This window comes from Streptomyces sp. CB02009, from assembly GCF_001905825.1.
Classification (GTDB): domain Bacteria; phylum Actinomycetota; class Actinomycetes; order Streptomycetales; family Streptomycetaceae; genus Streptomyces.
Genome location: NZ_LIVV01000001.1, coordinates 974,682 through 990,582 on the forward strand (window position 1 = coordinate 974,682; position 15,901 = coordinate 990,582).

The window sequence follows — 15,901 nt, forward strand, 5'->3', positions numbered from 1 at the left end:
GCCTGACGGCGCCGGAACCGGCCTGACACTGAGCCGCCGCCCCACCCCGCCCCTCCCCACCGCACAGGAACGATGCCCCATGACCTCCACCGGTGCCGACGCCGACCTCCCGGCGGCCCCCTCGCCCGACACGACCTGGTTCACCCACGACCGCTTCGGCATGTTCGTCCACTGGGGCCTCTACTCCCTCGCCGCCCGCCACGAATGGGTGAAGACCCGGGAGAGGATGACGGACGAGCAGTACCAGGTGTACTTCGACCACTTCGACCCCGACCGCTACGATCCGGCCCTTTGGGCGCGGACGGCGAAGGCCGCCGGCATGCGCTACGTCGTCCTGACCACCAAGCACCACGACGGCTTCTGCCTCTGGGACAGCCGGCTCACCGACTACAAGGTGACGAAGACACCCCACGGCCGCGACCTGGTCGGACCCTTCGTCGAGGCCTGCCGCGCCGAAGGACTCAAGGTCGGCTTCTACCACTCCCTGATCGACTGGCACCACCCGTCGTTCCCCGTCGACGGCACGCACCCGCGGCGCGACGACGAGGAGTTCAAGGCCGCGGCGGCCGACCGCGACATCCGGGAGTACCAGGAGTACCTGCACGGCCAGGTCCGCGAACTGCTCACCGAGTACGGACGCGTCGACTACCTCTTCTTCGACTTCTCCTACGCGGGCCGCGAATGGTGGGGAGGCAAAGGCCCCGACGACTGGGACTCCCCGCGGCTCATGGCGATGGTCCGCGAGCTCCAGCCGCACATCCTGGTCAACGACCGGTCCGGCCTCCCCGGGGACTTCGTCACGCCCGAGCAGTACCAGCCGTCCGCCCCGATGACCCTCGACGGCCGCCCCGTCCTGTGGGAGGCGTGCCAGACCCTCAACGGAAGCTGGGGCTACGACCGCGACAACCTCGACCACAAGAGCCCCGAGCTCCTGATCCGGATGCTCGTGGACGGCGTCTCCAAGGGCGGCAACCTGCTGCTGAACGTCGGCCCCACCGGCCGGGGCGACCTCGACCCGCGTGACACCGCCGTCCTGGCCGAGATCGGCCGCTGGACCGACCTGCACGAACGGTCCCTCCGCGGCTGCGGACCCTCCCCGTACACCCCGCCCGCCGACTGCCGGTACACCCAGCGCGGCGACCGGCTGTACGTCCACCTCTTCTCCTGGCCGCTGCGCCATCTGCACCTGCCCGGTCTCGCGGGCCGGGTGCGGTACGCCCAGCTCCTGAACGACGCCTCGGAGATCGTCCAGGAGCCCCTCGACCCCGACCGCCCGGCGATGAACACCCAGATGGGCGCCCAGCCGGCCGGCACCCTCACGCTCCGGCTGCCGGTGCGGCGGCCCGACACACCCCTGCCCGTCATCGAGCTGCACCTGACGGACCCGTCCGGGTCCGGCGCCTCGACGTGACGGGCCGTACGCGTACCACTGATCCGACTCGTCCGACTCGTCCGACCGATCACGGAGGCACCATGCAACGACGCACGTTCCTCACCGGCACCGCGGTGGGCGCGGCAGCGGCCGTCCTGCCCCTCGCCGTCCCCGCGCACGCGAACGCCGCGCGGTGCAAGCCCGCGCGCCCCCTGGGCCCGACGGTCGACGTCGGCTCCCTGGACGACCTCCAGGACGCGATCGACGCCGCGGGACCCGGCACCCGCATCGTCGTCGCGAACGGCACCTACACCGTCCCCGCCGCCAAGCCCCTCACCGTCACCGGCAAGAACGGCTCCCGTACCGCGCCGATCACCGTCGTCGCCGCGTCACGGGGAGGCGTGGTCCTGCGCGGCGAGCGGAGCTTCGTCTTCGACGCGTCCAGCAACGTGACCGTGAGCGGCTTCTCCTTCCGCCAGAGCACCACCCTGGAGATCCCGCCGACCTGCACGTACATCCGGCTCACCCGCAACGACTTCCAGCTCGCGGACATCGAGGGCCTGCACTGGGTCATGGTGCGCGGCGACGAGGCGGTGATCGACCGCAACCACTTCCACGGCAAGACCACGCTCGGCATCTTCCTCGGCGTCGAGGGCGCGGGCAGCGAGGCCATGGCCCAGGGCGTGCACATCCACCGCAACCACTTCTCCGACCACACCTTCTCCGGCGCCAACGGTGGCGAGCCGATCCGCCTCGGCGTCAGCCCCCGCGCCCTGTCCAGCGCGCACGCCCTCGTCGAGTACAACCTGTTCGAGCGGGCCGACGGCGACCCCGAGGCCATCTCCGTCAAGAGCTCCGACAACGTCATCCGCTACAACACGATCCGCGACAGCCTCGGCGGCATCGTCCTGCGCCACGGCAACCGCACCCGCGTCGACAGCAACTACCTCATCGGCGGCGAGGAGGGCGTGCGGATCTACGGCAACGACCACGTCGTCGTCAACAACTACCTGGCCGGCCTGAGCGGGCGGGCGATGGTCATCGGCAGCGGAACGGAACGCGACCACGTCCCCGGCGAATCGGCCGAGGCGCGCCGGGGCAACGACGCACCCGACCGCGTCCTCATCGCCCACAACACCCTCCTCGACAACGCGGGCGGCGCGCTGTCGGGCGAGAGCCACCGCCCGCACGAGCCCCGCGACGTCACCGTCGCCGACAACCTGCTCGTCGGCCAGACCGGCAGCCTGGTCGAGATGGCGACGACGGTCCGCTTCACCTGGCAGAGCAACATCCTGTTCGGCGCGGCGGCCGACGGGAACATCCCCGCCGGCGGCTTCCTGCGGGCCGATCCCCGCCTGGTACGGGGCTCCGACGGGGTGTACCGCCTGTCGAGCACGAGCCGGGCGATCGGCGCGGCCACGCTGTCCCCCGCGCCCGTCACCCATGACATCGACGGGGACGCGCGGGGCGGTGTGCGCGACGTGGGTGCCGACGAGTACGCGACGGCGACGCCGGTCCGCCGGCCGCTGACCCCGGCGGACGTGGGTCCCAACGCCCCCTGACGGAGAGGGGAGCGGAGAAGGGGAGCGGGGGAGGGGCGCGGACCCTGCAGTAAGGTGACGCCCAGCAGACACATCCGATGTATTTGGCCTTGCACAGGAGGACGCCTTGGCAGTCACGGACGAGGCGATCGGCAAGATCAAGGAGATGATCGTCTCCGGCGCGCTCCGCCCGGGCGACCGGCTGCCCAAGGAGGCCGACCTCGCCGCCGCGCTGGGCCTGTCGCGCAACTCCCTGCGCGAGGCGGTGAAGGCCCTGTCCCTCCTGAACATCCTCGACGTGCGGCAGGGCGACGGGACGTACGTCTCCAGCCTCGAACCGCCGCTGCTGCTCGAAGCGGTGTCGTTCGTCCTGGACTTCCACCAGGACGACCAGGCGCTCCAGGCCCTGAAGGTACGGGGCATCCTGGAGCCGGCGGCGACCGCGATGGCGGCGGAGCGCATCCCCGAGGACGAGATCAGGGAACTCGGAGAGCTCCTCGACCGGCTCGGCGAGGCCCCGAGCCTGGACGAACTCGTCGCCAGCGACCTGGAGTTCCACCGAAGGATCGCCGCGGCCTCCGGGATTCCACTGCTGTGCTCGCTCCTCGACAGCATCTCGGGAGCCACTGTACGGGCGCGGCTGTGGCGGGGCATCACCGAGGAGACGGCCGTGGCCCGGACCCTGGCGGAGCACCGGGCGATCCTGGACGCGCTCGCCGCCCGGGACGCGCGGACGGCGGAGGCCTGGGCGACGATCCACATCTCCAACGTCGTCCGCTGGCTCGACAGCGTGCTGTGACCCGCCGTTCCGGCCGCTCCCTCCGCCTCGGCCGGCACTGACGCAGACGAGGGCGGGCGCTCCCCCCGAGGGGCGCCCGCCCCTGTCGGCATTCCGTTCGCGGGGTGCCGATCGCGGGGTGCGCGGGGCCGCTCGCCATGCCCCTCATGCCGCCTGCTCAAGTCCCGAGAAACATCCGATGTCTACTTGCCTGACCTCTCGCGCGCGCCGTATCGTTCTCGCTCAACAGGCCAATCACCCGATCTGTGCTGATGGTTGGGGCCGCTCCGCGTCGTTCGGGCAGACGAAGCCGAACACCGAGCAGGCAGCCCAGGTGTGAAAGGAACCCCGTTGTCCACTGACATCACGCGGGTCATCGCGATGGACACCTACGACATCCGTTTCCCGACCTCCCGCCAACTCGACGGATCCGACGCGATGAACCCGGACCCCGATTACTCCGCGGCCTACCTCGTCCTGCGGACGAACGAGCCCGACGGTCCCACGGGACACGGCTTCACCTTCACCATCGGACGGGGCAACGATGTCCAGGTCGCCGCGATCGAAGCACTGCGCCCCCACGTCATCGGCCGGTCCGTGGAGGACCTCTGCGCCGACCCCGGCCTCGTCAGCCGGGCACTCATCGGCGACAGCCAGCTCCGCTGGCTCGGGCCCGAGAAGGGCGTCATGCACATGGCCGTCGGGGCCGTGGTCAACGCCGTGTGGGACCTGGCCGCCAAGAGGCAGCGGAAGCCGCTGTGGAAGCTGCTCGCCGACGCCGACCCCGAATGGCTCGTCTCGCAGGTCGACTTCCGCTACATCACCGACGCCCTCACCCCCGAGGAGGCCCTGGACCTCCTCAGGCGCGGAAAGGACGGGCGCGCCGAGCGCGAGAACGTCCTGCGTGCCCAGGGCTACCCCGCCTACACCACCTCGCCCGGCTGGCTCGGCTACTCCGACGAGAAACTGACCCGACTCGCCGAGGAAGCGGTCGCGGCGGGCTTCACCCAGATCAAGCTGAAGGTCGGCGCCGACCTCGCGGACGACGTCCGCCGCTGCCGCGCCGCCCGCGCCGCCGTCGGCGCGGACGTCCGGCTGGCCGTCGACGCCAACCAGCGGTGGAACGTCACCGAGGCCATCGAGTGGACCCGGGCGCTCGCCGAGTTCGACCCCTACTGGATCGAGGAGCCGACCAGCCCGGACGACATCCTCGGACACGCGCGCGTGCGGGCCGCCGTCGCCCCCGTCAAGGTGGCCACGGGCGAGCACGTGCAGAACCGCATCGTGTTCAAGCAGCTCCTCCAGGCGAACGCCGTCGACATCGTCCAACTCGACGCGGCCCGGGTCGGCGGCGTGAACGAGAACCTCGCCATCCTGCTCCTCGCCGCCAAGTTCGGGGTACCCGTCTGCCCGCACGCCGGCGGGGTCGGACTGTGCGAACTGGTCCAGCACCTCGCGATGTTCGACTTCGTGGCGCTCAGCGGAACCACCCAGGACCGGGTCATCGAGTTCGTCGACCATCTGCACGAGCACTTCGCCCACCCGGCCGTCATACGCGACGGCGCCTACACGGCCCCCCTGGCCCCCGGGTTCTCGGCCGACATGCACGAGGCCTCCCTCGCCACCTTCGTCTACCCCCACGGCACCTTCTGGGCCGCCGACCTGGCGGAAGCGCTCGCCGGCGAAGCGGCCGTGGAGGTGACCGCGTGAACGCCTACCCGCTCGCCGGCCTCCGCGCCGTCGTCACCGGCGGCGCCTCCGGCATCGGACACGCCGTCGCCCGCCTCCTCGACGCGCAGGGCGCCGCCGTCGCCGTCCTCGACCTCGACCCGGCGGGCACCCCCGACACAATCACCGCCCTCCGCGCGGACGTCGCCGACGACACCTCGGTACGCGAGGCCGTCGCGGCGGCCGCCGCCGCGCTGGGCGGAATCGACATCCTCGTCAACAACGCCGGCATCGGCGCCGCGGGCACCGTCGAGGACAACCCCGACGACCAGTGGCACACCGTCCTCGACGTCAACCTCCTCGGCGTCGTCCGCACCACCCGTGCCGCGCTGCCGCATCTGCGCCGCTCGGAACACCCCGCCGTCGTCAACATCTGCTCCATCGCCGCCACCGCGGGCCTGCCCCAGCGGGCCCTGTACTCCGCGAGCAAGGGGGCGGTCCTCTCCCTGACCCTCGCCATGGCCGCCGACCACGTCCGGGAGGGCATCCGGGTCAACTGCGTCAACCCCGGGACCGTGGACACCCCGTGGGTCGCCCGGCTGCTCGACGCGGCGGCGGACCCGGAGGCCGAGCGCGCGGCACTCGGCGCCCGCCAGCCCACGGGCCGGCTCGTGAGCGCCGACGAGGTCGCGGCGGCCGTCGTCTACCTCGCGTCCCCGGCGGCGGCGTCGGTGACGGGCACCGCCCTCGCCGTCGACGGCGGCATGGCGGGACTCCGACTCCGGCCGGCGGGCACATGAGCACGGACAGGAAGGCCAGGGGCGAACGGGCGCCCTCGGACGGGGCCACTGACGCACGCACACGGGGCGAACGTACGCCGAGCGAACGCGCCCCGGACGGACGGGTCCGGGAGGGACGTGCCGAAGGCGGCCCCGCCCCGGACGGGCGCGGCGCCGGCCCCGCCCCCCTCACCCGCGTCCCCCTCGGCCGGAGCACCGCCTGGACGACCCGCCTCGCCTTCGGCGCGGCCGGCATCGGCAACCTCTACAGCACCGTCACCGACGAGGACGCCGACAAGACCCTCGCGACCGCCTGGGACCGCGGCATCCGCTCCTTCGACACCGCGCCCCACTACGGCCTCGGCCTGTCCGAGCGCCGCCTCGGCGCCTTCCTCCGGGACCGGCCCCGGGACACGTACACCGTCTCGACCAAGGTCGGCCGCCTCCTCGTCCCCGATCCCGGCGCGACCGGCGACGACCTCGCCCACGGCTTCGCGGTCCCCGCCGCGCACCGCAGGGTCTGGGACTTCGGTGCGGACGGCATCCGGCGCGGCCTGGAGGAGAGCCTGGAGCGCCTCGGGCTCGACCGCGTCGACATCGTGTACCTGCACGACCCCGACGACCACGCCGACCAGGCGCTGCGCGAGGCGTACCCCGCGCTGGAACGACTGCGGGCCGAGGGCGTCGTCCGGGCCGTCGGCGTCGGCATGAACCAGACCTCCATCCCCACCCGCTTCGTCACCGAGACCGACATCGACGTCGTCCTGCTCGCCGGCCGCTACACCCTGCTCGACCGGAGCGGCCTCGCCGAACTGCTGCCGGCCGCGCGGCGCCGTGGCGCGTCGGTCGTCGCCGGAGGAGTGTTCAACTCCGGCCTCCTCGCCGATCCGCGTCCCGGCGCCACGTACGACTACGCGGCGGCCCCGCCGCGGACCCTGGCCAGGGCGCTCGGGCTGCGGGAGATCTGCGCGCGCCACGGAGTCCCCCTGAGGGCCGCGGCGGCCCGCTTCCCGCTCGGGCATCCCGCCGTGGCGGGCGTCCTCCTCGGCCTGCGCAGCGCCGCGGAGGCCGAGGACGCCGCCGACATGCTCGCCCTCGAGATACCCGAGGCCCTCTGGGCAGAGCTGCGCCGAGAGCACGACACCCCTGGAGCGAACCCATGAGACTGGCTCTGCACACCCGGGTCCGCGCGGACCGCGTCGCCGCGTACGAGGAGGCGCACCGCGAGGTCCCCGTCGAGCTGACCCGCGCGATCAGGGCAGCCGGCTGCACGTCCTGGACGATCTGGCGCAGCGGCACCGACCTCTTCCATCTGATCGACTGCGAGGACTACGCCCGCCTCCTGGCCGAACTCGAGACCCTTCCGGTCAACGTCGCGTGGCAGGCCAGGATGGCCGAACTCCTCGAGGTCGCCCACGACTACTCCGGCGACGGAGCGGACGCGGCGCTGCCCGTGGTGTGGCACCTGTGAGCACTCCCCGCGGCCCGCTCGTCGTCGACGCCCACCACCACCTCTGGGACCTGTCCGTACGCGACCAGGACTGGATCACCGGCTCCGCCCTCGCGCCCCTGCGCCGTACCTTCACGGAGCGGGACCTGCGGGCCGAGACCGTTCCCGCGGGGGTGGCGGCCACCGTCCTCGTCCAGACGGTCACCGTCGCCGACGAGACACCCGAGATGCTCGCCACCGCCCGCGACAGCGACCTGATCGCCGGCGTCGTCGGCTGGACGGACCTCACATCGCCCGGCATCGCCGACACCCTGGCCGCGCTGCGCGCCCAGCCGGGCGGCGAGCACCTCGTGGGCATCCGCCACCAGGTCCAGTCGGAACCTGACCCCGGCTGGCTGCTCCGTCCCGACGTCCGCCGCGGCCTCACCGCGGTGGCCGATGCCGGGCTCGCGTACGACCTGGTGATCCTCCCGCACCAGCTGCCGGCCGCGACGAGGGCCGCGAGAGACCTGCCGCAGCTGACCTTCGTCCTCGACCACGGGGCGAAACCGCCCGTCGCGAGCGGAGGGCTCGAACCCTGGGCCGCCCACCTGCGGGCCTTCGCCGCGCTGCCCCACACCGCCGGCAAGCTCTCCGGACTGCACACCGAGGCCGACTGGCACGGCTGGACCACGCGGGACCTGCGGCCGTACGCCGACGTCCTGCTCGACGCGTTCGGCCCGAGCCGTCTGATGTACGGATCGGACTGGCCGGTGTGCACGCTCGCGGCGTCGTACGGACGGACTCTGGAGACCGCGGGGGAGCTCACGGAGGCACTGAGCCCCGGCGAGCGGGCGGCGGTCCTCGGCGGCACGGCCGTGGAGACCTACCGCCTGGGGGAGCGCCTCGCTCGCCGGGCGGCTCCGGTGGCGGTCACGTAGGGTCGTGATGCCGCTACGACCGTCGCGGTGCTACGGCGAGGGTGAACGCCTCGTCGCCGCAGGCGCAGGCGCGCACCGGGGCGGCGCCGCTCGACCGATCTGGGGTGCCCATGACAGGACAGTTCGAAGCGACGTTCGAGGTCGACCGGCCGGTGGAGGACGTCTTCGCCTTTCTCGCCGACGGACGCAACGATCCGGAGTTCAGCCCCCGGGTGCAGAGGATCGAGCGGGTCCCGGACGCCCCGACCGCCGTGGGCACCGTCTTCCGGAGCACCGTCAAGGACGCCGGGATGAAGACCGCGCGGGAGTTCCGCATCACCGCCCTCGAAGCGCCCGTGAAGATCCGCTGGGCCGAGGTGTCGAAGAACCTCATCACGGCGAGTGAGGGCGGCTACGACCTGGAGCCGCTCACCGACGGCCGGACCCAGGTCCGGATCTACAACGTCCTCGAAGGCCACGGCGTGGGCAAGCTCCTCGCCGGCCTGGCCCTCTCGGCCGCCCGCAAGGACGCCCCCGGGTTCGGTGCCCGGATCAAGGCCGCGGCGGAGGCGGGGATCGCCCCGCGCTGAGACCGCGAGCGTCCTGCCCGGGTCAGCCGTCCCCGTCCCTGGGGCGCGGGACCGTCACGCTCCGCGGCCCCCGCGGCGGGGCGCTGAAGCGGACCGGCACGCCCGGCGAGTAGAGCACGCTCACGGGCGGACCGGACGGCTGCTCCAGGCCGGCCGCGGTGAGCAGCGTCTCGTCGCAGTCGAGCAGCCGGGCGCGGTGCAGCGGCCACCGCGGGTGGGTGTTCGGGAGGTAGAGCGGCCGGCCGCGGTACGAGCTGTGCATGCCCCAGCGGGCGGTCAGGAAGTGCTCCAGCGCGGTGGGCTCCGCCACCCGCTCGCCGATCTCCACACTGATCGCGCTGCGCGCGCCCCGCGGGCCGGGCCAGCGGCGGCTGCTGGTGTACGTGACGGTGGAACCGTCGTTCCGGACGCTCATCCTGGACCAGACGTACGGGATCCGGAACGCCCACCGGCCGACGGTCACCGGGATCAGGCGCGAGGCGTCCAGCGAGCGGAAGACGACGCCGCGGCGCCCCTGGGCGTCCACGGAGTAGAGCCGGACGTTGGTCTCGGGGAAGGTTCCGAGATAGGGGATCCCGGGGAGCCGGAGCCAGCCGACCCGGTGCATCCGGAAGGCGACCAGGCCCACGTAGGTGACGCCGTCGTGGGTGTCGGGCACGGTGCCCGCGGGGAGGAGCGGGGCCACGTCGGCGGGGTCCGCGGCCCAGTGCAGGAACGCCAGGTCGAGCCAGGACTGGGTGAGCAGGGTGAGGTCCGGGCGGTGCGGCGGGTCGGCCGATATCGGCTCGGGGAGCGCGGCGGGCGGCGGCTGCGGCATGCCTGCAGTATCGGGCACGGAACGGACGGAGGTGGCCCTCCACGGGTGTGTGGAGGGCCACCTCTTCACCGCTCATCGGGGACGGGCCCGGCCCCGATGCGTCGTGCGCGTGCTGTTACGGCGTCACCTTGAGGAGCTTGTTCGCGGTGCCGGAGGACGGGTTCTTGATGGCGTCCGCGGTGGCCGCCCCGGTCAGCGCGGCGGCCGTGTCGGCCGGCGTCGCCGAGGGGTTGGCCGCCAGGTAGAGGGCCGCGGCACCCGCCACGTGCGGGCTGGCCATCGAGGTGCCGGAGATCGTCTTGACGCCGGTGTCGCTGTCGTTCCAGGCCGAGGTGATGTCCGAGCCGGGCGCGTACAGGTCGACCACCGAGCCGAAGTTCGAGAAGTCCGACTGCTGGTCGTCCTTGGTGCTGGACGCGACGGTGAGCGCCTCCGGCACCCGGGAGGGCGAGCCCTGGCCGGCGTCGGAGGACTCGTTGCCGGCGGCCACCGCGAAGGTCACACCGGAGGCGATGGCCCGCTGGACCGCCGCGTCGAGGGCCTCGTCGGCGCCGCCGCCGAGGCTCATGTTCGCGACCGAGGGACCGGAGTGGTGCTTGGTCACCCAGTCGATGCCGGCGACGACCTGCTCGGTGGTGCCGGAGCCGTTGTCGTCGAGCACGCGGACGGCCACGACCTTGGCCTTCTTGGCGACTCCGTGGGCGGTGCCGGCGATGGTGCCCGCCACGTGGGTGCCGTGGCCGTTGCCGTCGTCGGCGGTCTCGTCGTTGTCCACGGCGTCGAAGCCGTGGGTCGCCCGGCCGCCGAAGTCCTGGTGCGAGATCCGGACGCCGGTGTCGATGACGTACGCGGTCACGCCCTCCCCGCCGTTGTCGGGGTAGCTGTACTTCTGGTCGCCGGCCGTGTCGGCCTGGTCGATCCGGTCCAGGCCCCAGGACGGGGGCTGTTCCTGGGTCTCCTTGATGCTGAACCGCTTGTTCTGCACGACGGTCCCGACCGACGGGTCGGCGGCGAGGCGCTTGGCCTCGTCGACGGACAGGCCGGACGCCGAGAAGCCGTTGACCTCGGAGCCGTAGGAGCGGACGAGCTTGCCGCCGTACTTCTTGGCGAGGTCCCCCTTGTCGGCGGAGGCGTCGAGGATGACGATGAAGCTGCCGTCGACGGCGCCCGGGGCGCCGAGTCCGTGGACGGTGCCCACGGCGGGGGTGGAGGCCCCGGCGAAGTTGCCCGCGAACAGCGCTGCCGCTGCGGCGGCCGCGGTACCCGTGGCTATGGCCGCGTTGCGAAGTCCGTGGGATCGCTTGTGAGTTGCCATGAAAGTGGATCTCTCCTCGTGTTGACGTGTGGGGCGTCAAACGTTCGAGAGAAGCCTGTTCGGGTTGGCAGGAGCAAATCAAGAGCGAACCAGGGGTAAAGGCTTATTCAACAAGGTTTCTTAAACAGCTCTCCGCACCGCCTCCATCTCGCACACATGCCCTGGCCAACTCCTTCGCCGAACGGTCACGTTCGGCCATCATGCCCGCGGGGGCGCGCCCGGCGCCCGGACGCCGGTTGACGTCGACCGTGTGCAGCGGCGACGGTGACCGCCATGGGGAGAGAACACCGACCGCTCGTACCGCTGCTCTGCGTGCTCCTGGGGGGAGCCCTGACCGCTGCCGTCCTGGGAGCGTCCGAAGGCGGAGGGGCGCGCGGGGCGGGGACCGGCGCGACGCCCGGAGCCGCGTACGGAACGCCCGCGCCCGGCGACTTCCTCGACATCCGCGACGTGCCGCCGACCCGGCAACAGGCGCCGCGCCGCGGCCCCGACGCCTCGACGGGCTCGTTCACCGTCGACTGCGGCCGCAACGAGGAGGGCCACTACAACCAGGACAACCTGGTGATCTCGCCCGGACTCCGCCACGGCGCCCACCACACCCACGCCTACGTCGGCAACCTCTCCACCGACGCGCTCTCCACCGACGAGAGCCTCGCCGCCGCCCCCACCACCTGCCGCGGCGGCGACCGCTCCACCTACTACTGGCCCGTCCTCCGCCGCCCCGACCTCCCCGCGACCCGGCCGTACGAGAAGGCGGCCGGCCACGGCAACGCGGGACGGATCCTCACGCCCGCCGACGTACGCCTGACGTTCCACGGCAACCCGACGGGCCGGGTCGTCCCCATGCCGCGCTTCCTGCGCGCCCTCACCGGCGACGCCGTCGCGTTCACCGCCCGCAACGACGAGGGCGTGAAGGCGCGATGGGGCTGCGCGAGCCTCCCCGACCGCTCGACCACCCGCTACCCGCGCTGCCCCGCGGGTGACCGCCTCACCCGCACCCTGGTCTTCCCCAGCTGCTGGAACGGCCTCGACACCGCCGACCCCGCACGCACCCACCTGCTCTTCCCCGCCGCCAACGGCGTCTGCCCCCGGGACACCTTCGCCGTCCCCGAACTGCGCATCACCCTGGCCTACGACGCACCCCCCGCCGACGCGCCGCTCGCCCTGGACTCCTTCCCCGAGCAGCGCCACAGCCCGAAGACCGACCACGCGATGTTCGTCAACGTCATGACGGACGACCGGATGGCGAAGCTCGTCACCTGCCTCAACACCGGCCGCCACTGCTGACAGCACATCAAGGTGACCCACATCACATGAACCAGGCCGCCCGTGGCCACGTGTGGGGCACGGCGCGGACGGCGCCGACGATGCTGGCACCGCAGACGGAGTGGATGGGATGGCCGGACCACGATGGCCCCGCAGCAGGCGGGGAGCGACCGACGAAGCACTGATCAGGGCGGTGTACGAGGAACACGGCAACGCGCTCCTCGCGTACGCCACCCGACTGACCGGCGACCGGGCCACCGCGGAGGACGTCGTACAGGAGACCCTCATCCGCGCCTGGCGCCACTCCGAGGCCCTCGTCAACGGAAAGGGCTCGGTCCGCGGGTGGCTCCTCACGGTCGCCCGGAACATCATCACGGACCGCTACCGGGCCAAGGCCGCCCGCCCCGCCGAGGTCGCCGAATCCCCTGCCGCACCCGCCGTCGAGGAGGACCACGCCGACGCGGTCGTCGACACGATGACCGTCCTGGGCGCCCTCGACCGGCTGTCACCCGAGCACCGCGCGGTGCTCACCGAGCTGTACTACCGCGAACGCAGCGTCGCGGAGGTCGCCGACACCCTCGGCATCCCGGCCGGCACCGTGAAATCCCGCTCGCACTACGCGCTGAAGGCGCTGCGCGAGACGTTCAGAGAAGGAAACCGGCCGAGCGCGCCGCAGCAGCCCGCCGGACTCAGGGAGGTGGTCGCATGAACCGGCAGCAGCACGAGGAGGAGGAACTCCTCGGTCCGTACGTGCTCGGCGTACTCGACGCAGCCGACACCCGGCGCCTGGAAGCGCACGTGAACGACTGCGCGGCATGCCGGGAGGAGGTGTCCGCATTGCGTGAGATGGAAGCGGCGCTCGGCGAAGTGCCGTCGGAGGCCTTCCTCGACGGCCCGCCCCAGGGCGGTGACCTGCTCCTCCAGCGCACCCTGCGGCAGATGCGCGGCGAGAGCACGCGCGCGCGGAACCGCCGCGGCGGGCTGATCGGCCTCGCGGCGGCGGCAGCGCTCGCCGGCGTCTTCTGGGCCGGTACGGCCACTTCGGGCGCCGGTGACCCGATCGCCCTGCCGCCGACCCCGCCGCCGACCTCCACGACGGCCCCCGCCACCCCGCCGCCGGGCACCCGGGTGGCCTCGGCCACGGACGCCACCAGCGGCGCCCGGATGACCGTACGGGTGACCCCGGCGGCTGCCTGGGTCCGCGTCCACGCGGCGGTGACCGGACTGCCCCCGGGGGAGCGCTGCAAGCTCGTCGTGGTCGGCCGCGACGGCAGCAGGACCACGGCGGGGAGCTGGGTCGTGGGCAAGGCCCCGGGCGGCGCCGAGGGCAAGGGAGCCTCGCTCGACGGCTCGGCGGCCGTCGACCCGGCCGACGTGCGGGCGGTCGTGGTCGAGAACGAGGAGGGAAGGACCTTCGTGACCGTGCCGGTGTAACCGGAGCGAGAGCGCCGGTCGGGGGCAACCCCCGGCCGGCGCTCTCGTGCGAGAGACCCCGGAAGGAAAATCTCCTGATCCGTTGAACCGGCCCCGTACGGCCCTCGTGTCTCCGGTGCAGACAGAGACCAACGAACCACCGGATATGAGGAGTTCTCATGAGGAACCTGCGCAAGCTCACCCTCGCCGCAGCCGGAACCGCGCTCGTGCTCGGGGTGACGGCCTGCGGGCCGCAGGGCACCACGAACGGCTCCCCGCAGCAGCCCGCGGCGCAGACGGCCGCCCCCGCCGCCGACGGCAGCGGCGGCAACGGCGGCAACGGCGCCACCGACGCGTACGGCAACGGCAACGGCGCTGGCAAGGGCTCCGCAGCCGCCGGGACCGCGTCCGGCCCGCTGGCCGTCCGCGACGACGCCGAGCTGGGCCCGCTCGTGGCCGACGCCGCGGGCTTCACCCTCTACCGCTTCGACAAGGACACCGCCGACCCCTCCTCGTCCGCCTGCGCCGGCGACTGCGCGAAGACCTGGCCCCCGGTCCCCGCCTCCGCCACCGAGCCCGGTGGCGTCGACGCCGCCAGGACCGGCTCGGTCAAGCGCGCCGACGGCACCGAGCAGCTGACGATCGCCGGCTGGCCGGTGTACCGCTTCGCCAAGGACACCGCGCCGGGCCAGACGAACGGCCAGGGCGTGGGCGGCACCTGGTTTGCCGTCACTCCGGACGGCGGGAAGGCGGGCGTGAAGGAGGGCGCCAAGGAGGAGGCCGGTCCGCTCCCGGCCCTCTCGCTCACCGACGACGCGAAGCTCGGCAAGATCATCCGCGACGGCAAGGGCCGCACCCTCTACCGCTTCACCAAGGACACCGCCTGGCCCATGAAGTCCCGCTGCGAGGGCGCCTGCCTCGAGAAGTGGCGGCCCGCCAAGCTGGTCGACCTCGACGACGTCGAGGGCATCGACCCGAAGAAGCTCATCCCCTACACCCGCTCGGACGGCACGAAGCAGCTCACGATCGACTGCTGGCCCCTCTACTGGTTCACGGGCGACAAGACGCCCGGCGACACCAACGGCCAGGGCGTCGGGGGCACGTGGTTCGCCGTCACGGCGAACGGCAAGCTGGCCAAGTAGCCCTCCCGTTACCGACGTCCCACTCACCCGACCCGCTTCCGGCGTCCCGGGGGCGGGCACGCCCTACGCCCCCTCGCCCGGGGGCCGTGGGACGTACCCGCGCTCCCGGCATACCCGCCGTGGTCGTGGCCAGGGCCTTCGTGGCCAGTGTCTTCGTCGCTCAGACCTTTGTCGCCGGTGCGTCAGGAGCGCAGGAAAGGCGGGCGGCAGCCACGGCCGGTTCCTCCTCCTTCGCGTCCTTCAACGGTACGGAGCACTCCAGGATGCCCGAGCCGTCGATGACCCAGCCGGTCGCCCGGCCCGCCACCGGCTTGCCGCTCCCGCAGGTGTACCGGAAGTCGGCGGTGACCTGTTCCACCCAGGCGTAGTGCACGACGGTTCCGACTCCGTCGATGCTGGTGCTGCCGTTGTTGATGTCCGGCGCGGACCTGCGGACATTGCTGAACTCGGGGTCCATACCGTGCTCATCGGCCGTCGCGTCTCCGACGAGGACGGCCAGCGAGCGGAGGGCGGCCCTCGCGTCGCCTGCCGGCGATCCCTTCTCGAAGGTGACGGCGGTACGCGGTGTGTGAAGCAACGCCAGCCTGTGGGTGAGCCTGGCTCCCTTCTTGCTGACCTTCTCCCTCTCGGCGACACCGGTCAGCACGTCCCGCTTGTCCACGTTGAACCACGCGTAGGTGCCGCCCTTGCAGGACGTGCCGGCCGCAGCCGTGGGTACGGCCGCGGCCTTCACGGGCGGCGCGTCGCCGTCCGACGTGCAGGCAGCCGTGCCCGCCAGCACCGCGCCGACGAGGCACGCGGACAGAGCAGTCTCTTTGATCCTCATGTTCTTCTCCCCCGGAAACCACTGGTCAGATGGTGTGATCGATCC

At 72.6% G+C, this 15,901-nt stretch carries 16 protein-coding genes; 13 read left to right on the forward strand and 3 right to left on the reverse strand.

What is annotated here, in order from left to right:
- Positions 1-79: 79 nt before the first annotated feature.
- The 9 genes from AMK27_RS04350 to AMK27_RS04390 all read left to right on the forward strand — a co-directional run bounded on the left by AMK27_RS04350 (position 80) and on the right by AMK27_RS04390 (position 9,077).
- Complete coding sequence (locus AMK27_RS04350; protein WP_073902662.1) at positions 80-1,411, forward strand: alpha-L-fucosidase; 1,332 nt, start codon at positions 80-82, stop codon at positions 1,409-1,411.
- A gap of 62 nt (positions 1,412-1,473) precedes the next feature.
- On the forward strand, positions 1,474-2,934 hold the full coding sequence (locus tag AMK27_RS04355; RefSeq protein WP_073902663.1) for a polysaccharide lyase 6 family protein: 1,461 nt from the start codon (positions 1,474-1,476) through the stop codon (positions 2,932-2,934).
- Between the two features lie 106 nt (positions 2,935-3,040).
- Positions 3,041-3,712 carry a FadR/GntR family transcriptional regulator gene (locus tag AMK27_RS04360; RefSeq protein ID WP_073902664.1) on the forward strand — a complete coding sequence of 224 codons (672 nt, stop codon included), beginning with the start codon at positions 3,041-3,043 and terminating at the stop codon, positions 3,710-3,712.
- Between the two features lie 360 nt (positions 3,713-4,072).
- Positions 4,073-5,401 carry an enolase C-terminal domain-like protein gene (locus AMK27_RS04365; RefSeq protein WP_073903931.1) on the forward strand — a complete coding sequence of 443 codons (1,329 nt, stop codon included), beginning with the start codon at positions 4,073-4,075 and terminating at the stop codon, positions 5,399-5,401.
- Positions 5,398-6,159: an SDR family NAD(P)-dependent oxidoreductase gene (locus tag AMK27_RS04370; protein WP_073902665.1), complete on the forward strand. Its 762-nt coding sequence runs from the start codon at positions 5,398-5,400 to the stop codon at positions 6,157-6,159. The genes AMK27_RS04365 and AMK27_RS04370 overlap by 4 nt, the downstream gene beginning before the upstream one ends.
- On the forward strand, positions 6,156-7,301 hold the full coding sequence (locus AMK27_RS04375; protein ID WP_079188186.1) for an aldo/keto reductase: 1,146 nt from the start codon (positions 6,156-6,158) through the stop codon (positions 7,299-7,301). Before AMK27_RS04370 ends, AMK27_RS04375 begins: the two co-directional genes overlap by 4 nt.
- Positions 7,298-7,609: an L-rhamnose mutarotase gene (locus AMK27_RS04380; protein WP_073902666.1), complete on the forward strand. Its 312-nt coding sequence runs from the start codon at positions 7,298-7,300 to the stop codon at positions 7,607-7,609. Before AMK27_RS04375 ends, AMK27_RS04380 begins: the two co-directional genes overlap by 4 nt.
- Entirely contained in the window at positions 7,597-8,508 is a 912-nt protein-coding gene (locus AMK27_RS04385; RefSeq protein ID WP_073902667.1) for an amidohydrolase family protein, read from the forward strand. Before AMK27_RS04380 ends, AMK27_RS04385 begins: the two co-directional genes overlap by 13 nt.
- A 110-nt stretch (positions 8,509-8,618) precedes the next feature.
- Positions 8,619-9,077: an SRPBCC family protein gene (locus tag AMK27_RS04390; RefSeq protein ID WP_073902668.1), complete on the forward strand. Its 459-nt coding sequence runs from the start codon at positions 8,619-8,621 to the stop codon at positions 9,075-9,077.
- Positions 9,078-9,099: 22 nt separating this feature from the next.
- Here the strand turns inward: AMK27_RS04390 and AMK27_RS04395 are convergent, their stop codons facing one another.
- Positions 9,100-9,894 (reverse strand): YqjF family protein, encoded by a 795-nt coding sequence (locus AMK27_RS04395; RefSeq protein WP_073902669.1) that lies wholly within the window; start codon positions 9,892-9,894, stop codon positions 9,100-9,102.
- A gap of 115 nt (positions 9,895-10,009) precedes the next feature.
- Positions 10,010-11,209, reverse strand: coding sequence for a S8 family peptidase (locus AMK27_RS04400; protein ID WP_073902670.1), 1,200 nt, complete (start codon positions 11,207-11,209; stop codon positions 10,010-10,012).
- A 273-nt stretch (positions 11,210-11,482) separates the two neighbouring features.
- Here AMK27_RS04400 and AMK27_RS04405 point away from each other — a divergent pair, with 273 nt between their 5' ends.
- The 4 genes from AMK27_RS04405 (at position 11,483) to AMK27_RS04420 (ending at position 15,030) form a co-directional block, all read left to right on the forward strand.
- Positions 11,483-12,496 (forward strand): DUF1996 domain-containing protein, encoded by a 1,014-nt coding sequence (locus AMK27_RS04405; protein ID WP_073902671.1) that lies wholly within the window; start codon positions 11,483-11,485, stop codon positions 12,494-12,496.
- Between the two features lie 109 nt (positions 12,497-12,605).
- Positions 12,606-13,184 carry a sigma-70 family RNA polymerase sigma factor gene (locus AMK27_RS04410; RefSeq protein WP_073902672.1) on the forward strand — a complete coding sequence of 193 codons (579 nt, stop codon included), beginning with the start codon at positions 12,606-12,608 and terminating at the stop codon, positions 13,182-13,184.
- Entirely contained in the window at positions 13,181-13,909 is a 729-nt protein-coding gene (locus AMK27_RS04415) for a zf-HC2 domain-containing protein (RefSeq protein ID WP_073902673.1), read from the forward strand. The genes AMK27_RS04410 and AMK27_RS04415 overlap by 4 nt, the downstream gene beginning before the upstream one ends.
- Positions 13,910-14,067: 158 nt before the next feature.
- Positions 14,068-15,030 (forward strand): SCO0930 family lipoprotein, encoded by a 963-nt coding sequence (locus AMK27_RS04420; RefSeq protein WP_073902674.1) that lies wholly within the window; start codon positions 14,068-14,070, stop codon positions 15,028-15,030.
- 160 nt (positions 15,031-15,190) lie between these two features.
- Here AMK27_RS04420 and AMK27_RS04425 read toward each other — a convergent pair whose 3' ends face one another.
- Positions 15,191-15,856: a hypothetical protein gene (locus AMK27_RS04425; RefSeq protein WP_073902675.1), complete on the reverse strand. Its 666-nt coding sequence runs from the start codon at positions 15,854-15,856 to the stop codon at positions 15,191-15,193.
- Between the last annotated feature and the right edge of the window lie 45 nt (positions 15,857-15,901).

Bases quoted from the DNA above. Each gene is read 5' to 3' on its own strand.
- AMK27_RS04415 (WP_073902673.1), top strand. From the start codon at position 13,181: ATGAACCGGCAGCAGCACGAGGAGGAGGAACTCCTCGGTCCGTACGTG.
- AMK27_RS04350 (WP_073902662.1), top strand. From the start codon at position 80: ATGACCTCCACCGGTGCCGACGCCGACCTCCCGGCGGCCCCCTCGCCC.
- AMK27_RS04380 (WP_073902666.1), top strand. From the start codon at position 7,298: ATGAGACTGGCTCTGCACACCCGGGTCCGCGCGGACCGCGTCGCCGCG.
- AMK27_RS04410 (WP_073902672.1), top strand. From the start codon at position 12,606: ATGGCCGGACCACGATGGCCCCGCAGCAGGCGGGGAGCGACCGACGAA.
- AMK27_RS04395 (WP_073902669.1), bottom strand. From the start codon at position 9,894: ATGCCGCAGCCGCCGCCCGCCGCGCTCCCCGAGCCGATATCGGCCGAC.
- AMK27_RS04420 (WP_073902674.1), top strand. From the start codon at position 14,068: ATGAGGAACCTGCGCAAGCTCACCCTCGCCGCAGCCGGAACCGCGCTC.
- AMK27_RS04400 (WP_073902670.1), bottom strand. From the start codon at position 11,209: ATGGCAACTCACAAGCGATCCCACGGACTTCGCAACGCGGCCATAGCC.
- AMK27_RS04390 (WP_073902668.1), top strand. From the start codon at position 8,619: ATGACAGGACAGTTCGAAGCGACGTTCGAGGTCGACCGGCCGGTGGAG.
- AMK27_RS04425 (WP_073902675.1), bottom strand. From the start codon at position 15,856: ATGAGGATCAAAGAGACTGCTCTGTCCGCGTGCCTCGTCGGCGCGGTG.
- AMK27_RS04365 (WP_073903931.1), top strand. From the start codon at position 4,073: ATGGACACCTACGACATCCGTTTCCCGACCTCCCGCCAACTCGACGGA.
- AMK27_RS04355 (WP_073902663.1), top strand. From the start codon at position 1,474: ATGCAACGACGCACGTTCCTCACCGGCACCGCGGTGGGCGCGGCAGCG.
- AMK27_RS04375 (WP_079188186.1), top strand. From the start codon at position 6,156: ATGAGCACGGACAGGAAGGCCAGGGGCGAACGGGCGCCCTCGGACGGG.
- AMK27_RS04405 (WP_073902671.1), top strand. From the start codon at position 11,483: ATGGGGAGAGAACACCGACCGCTCGTACCGCTGCTCTGCGTGCTCCTG.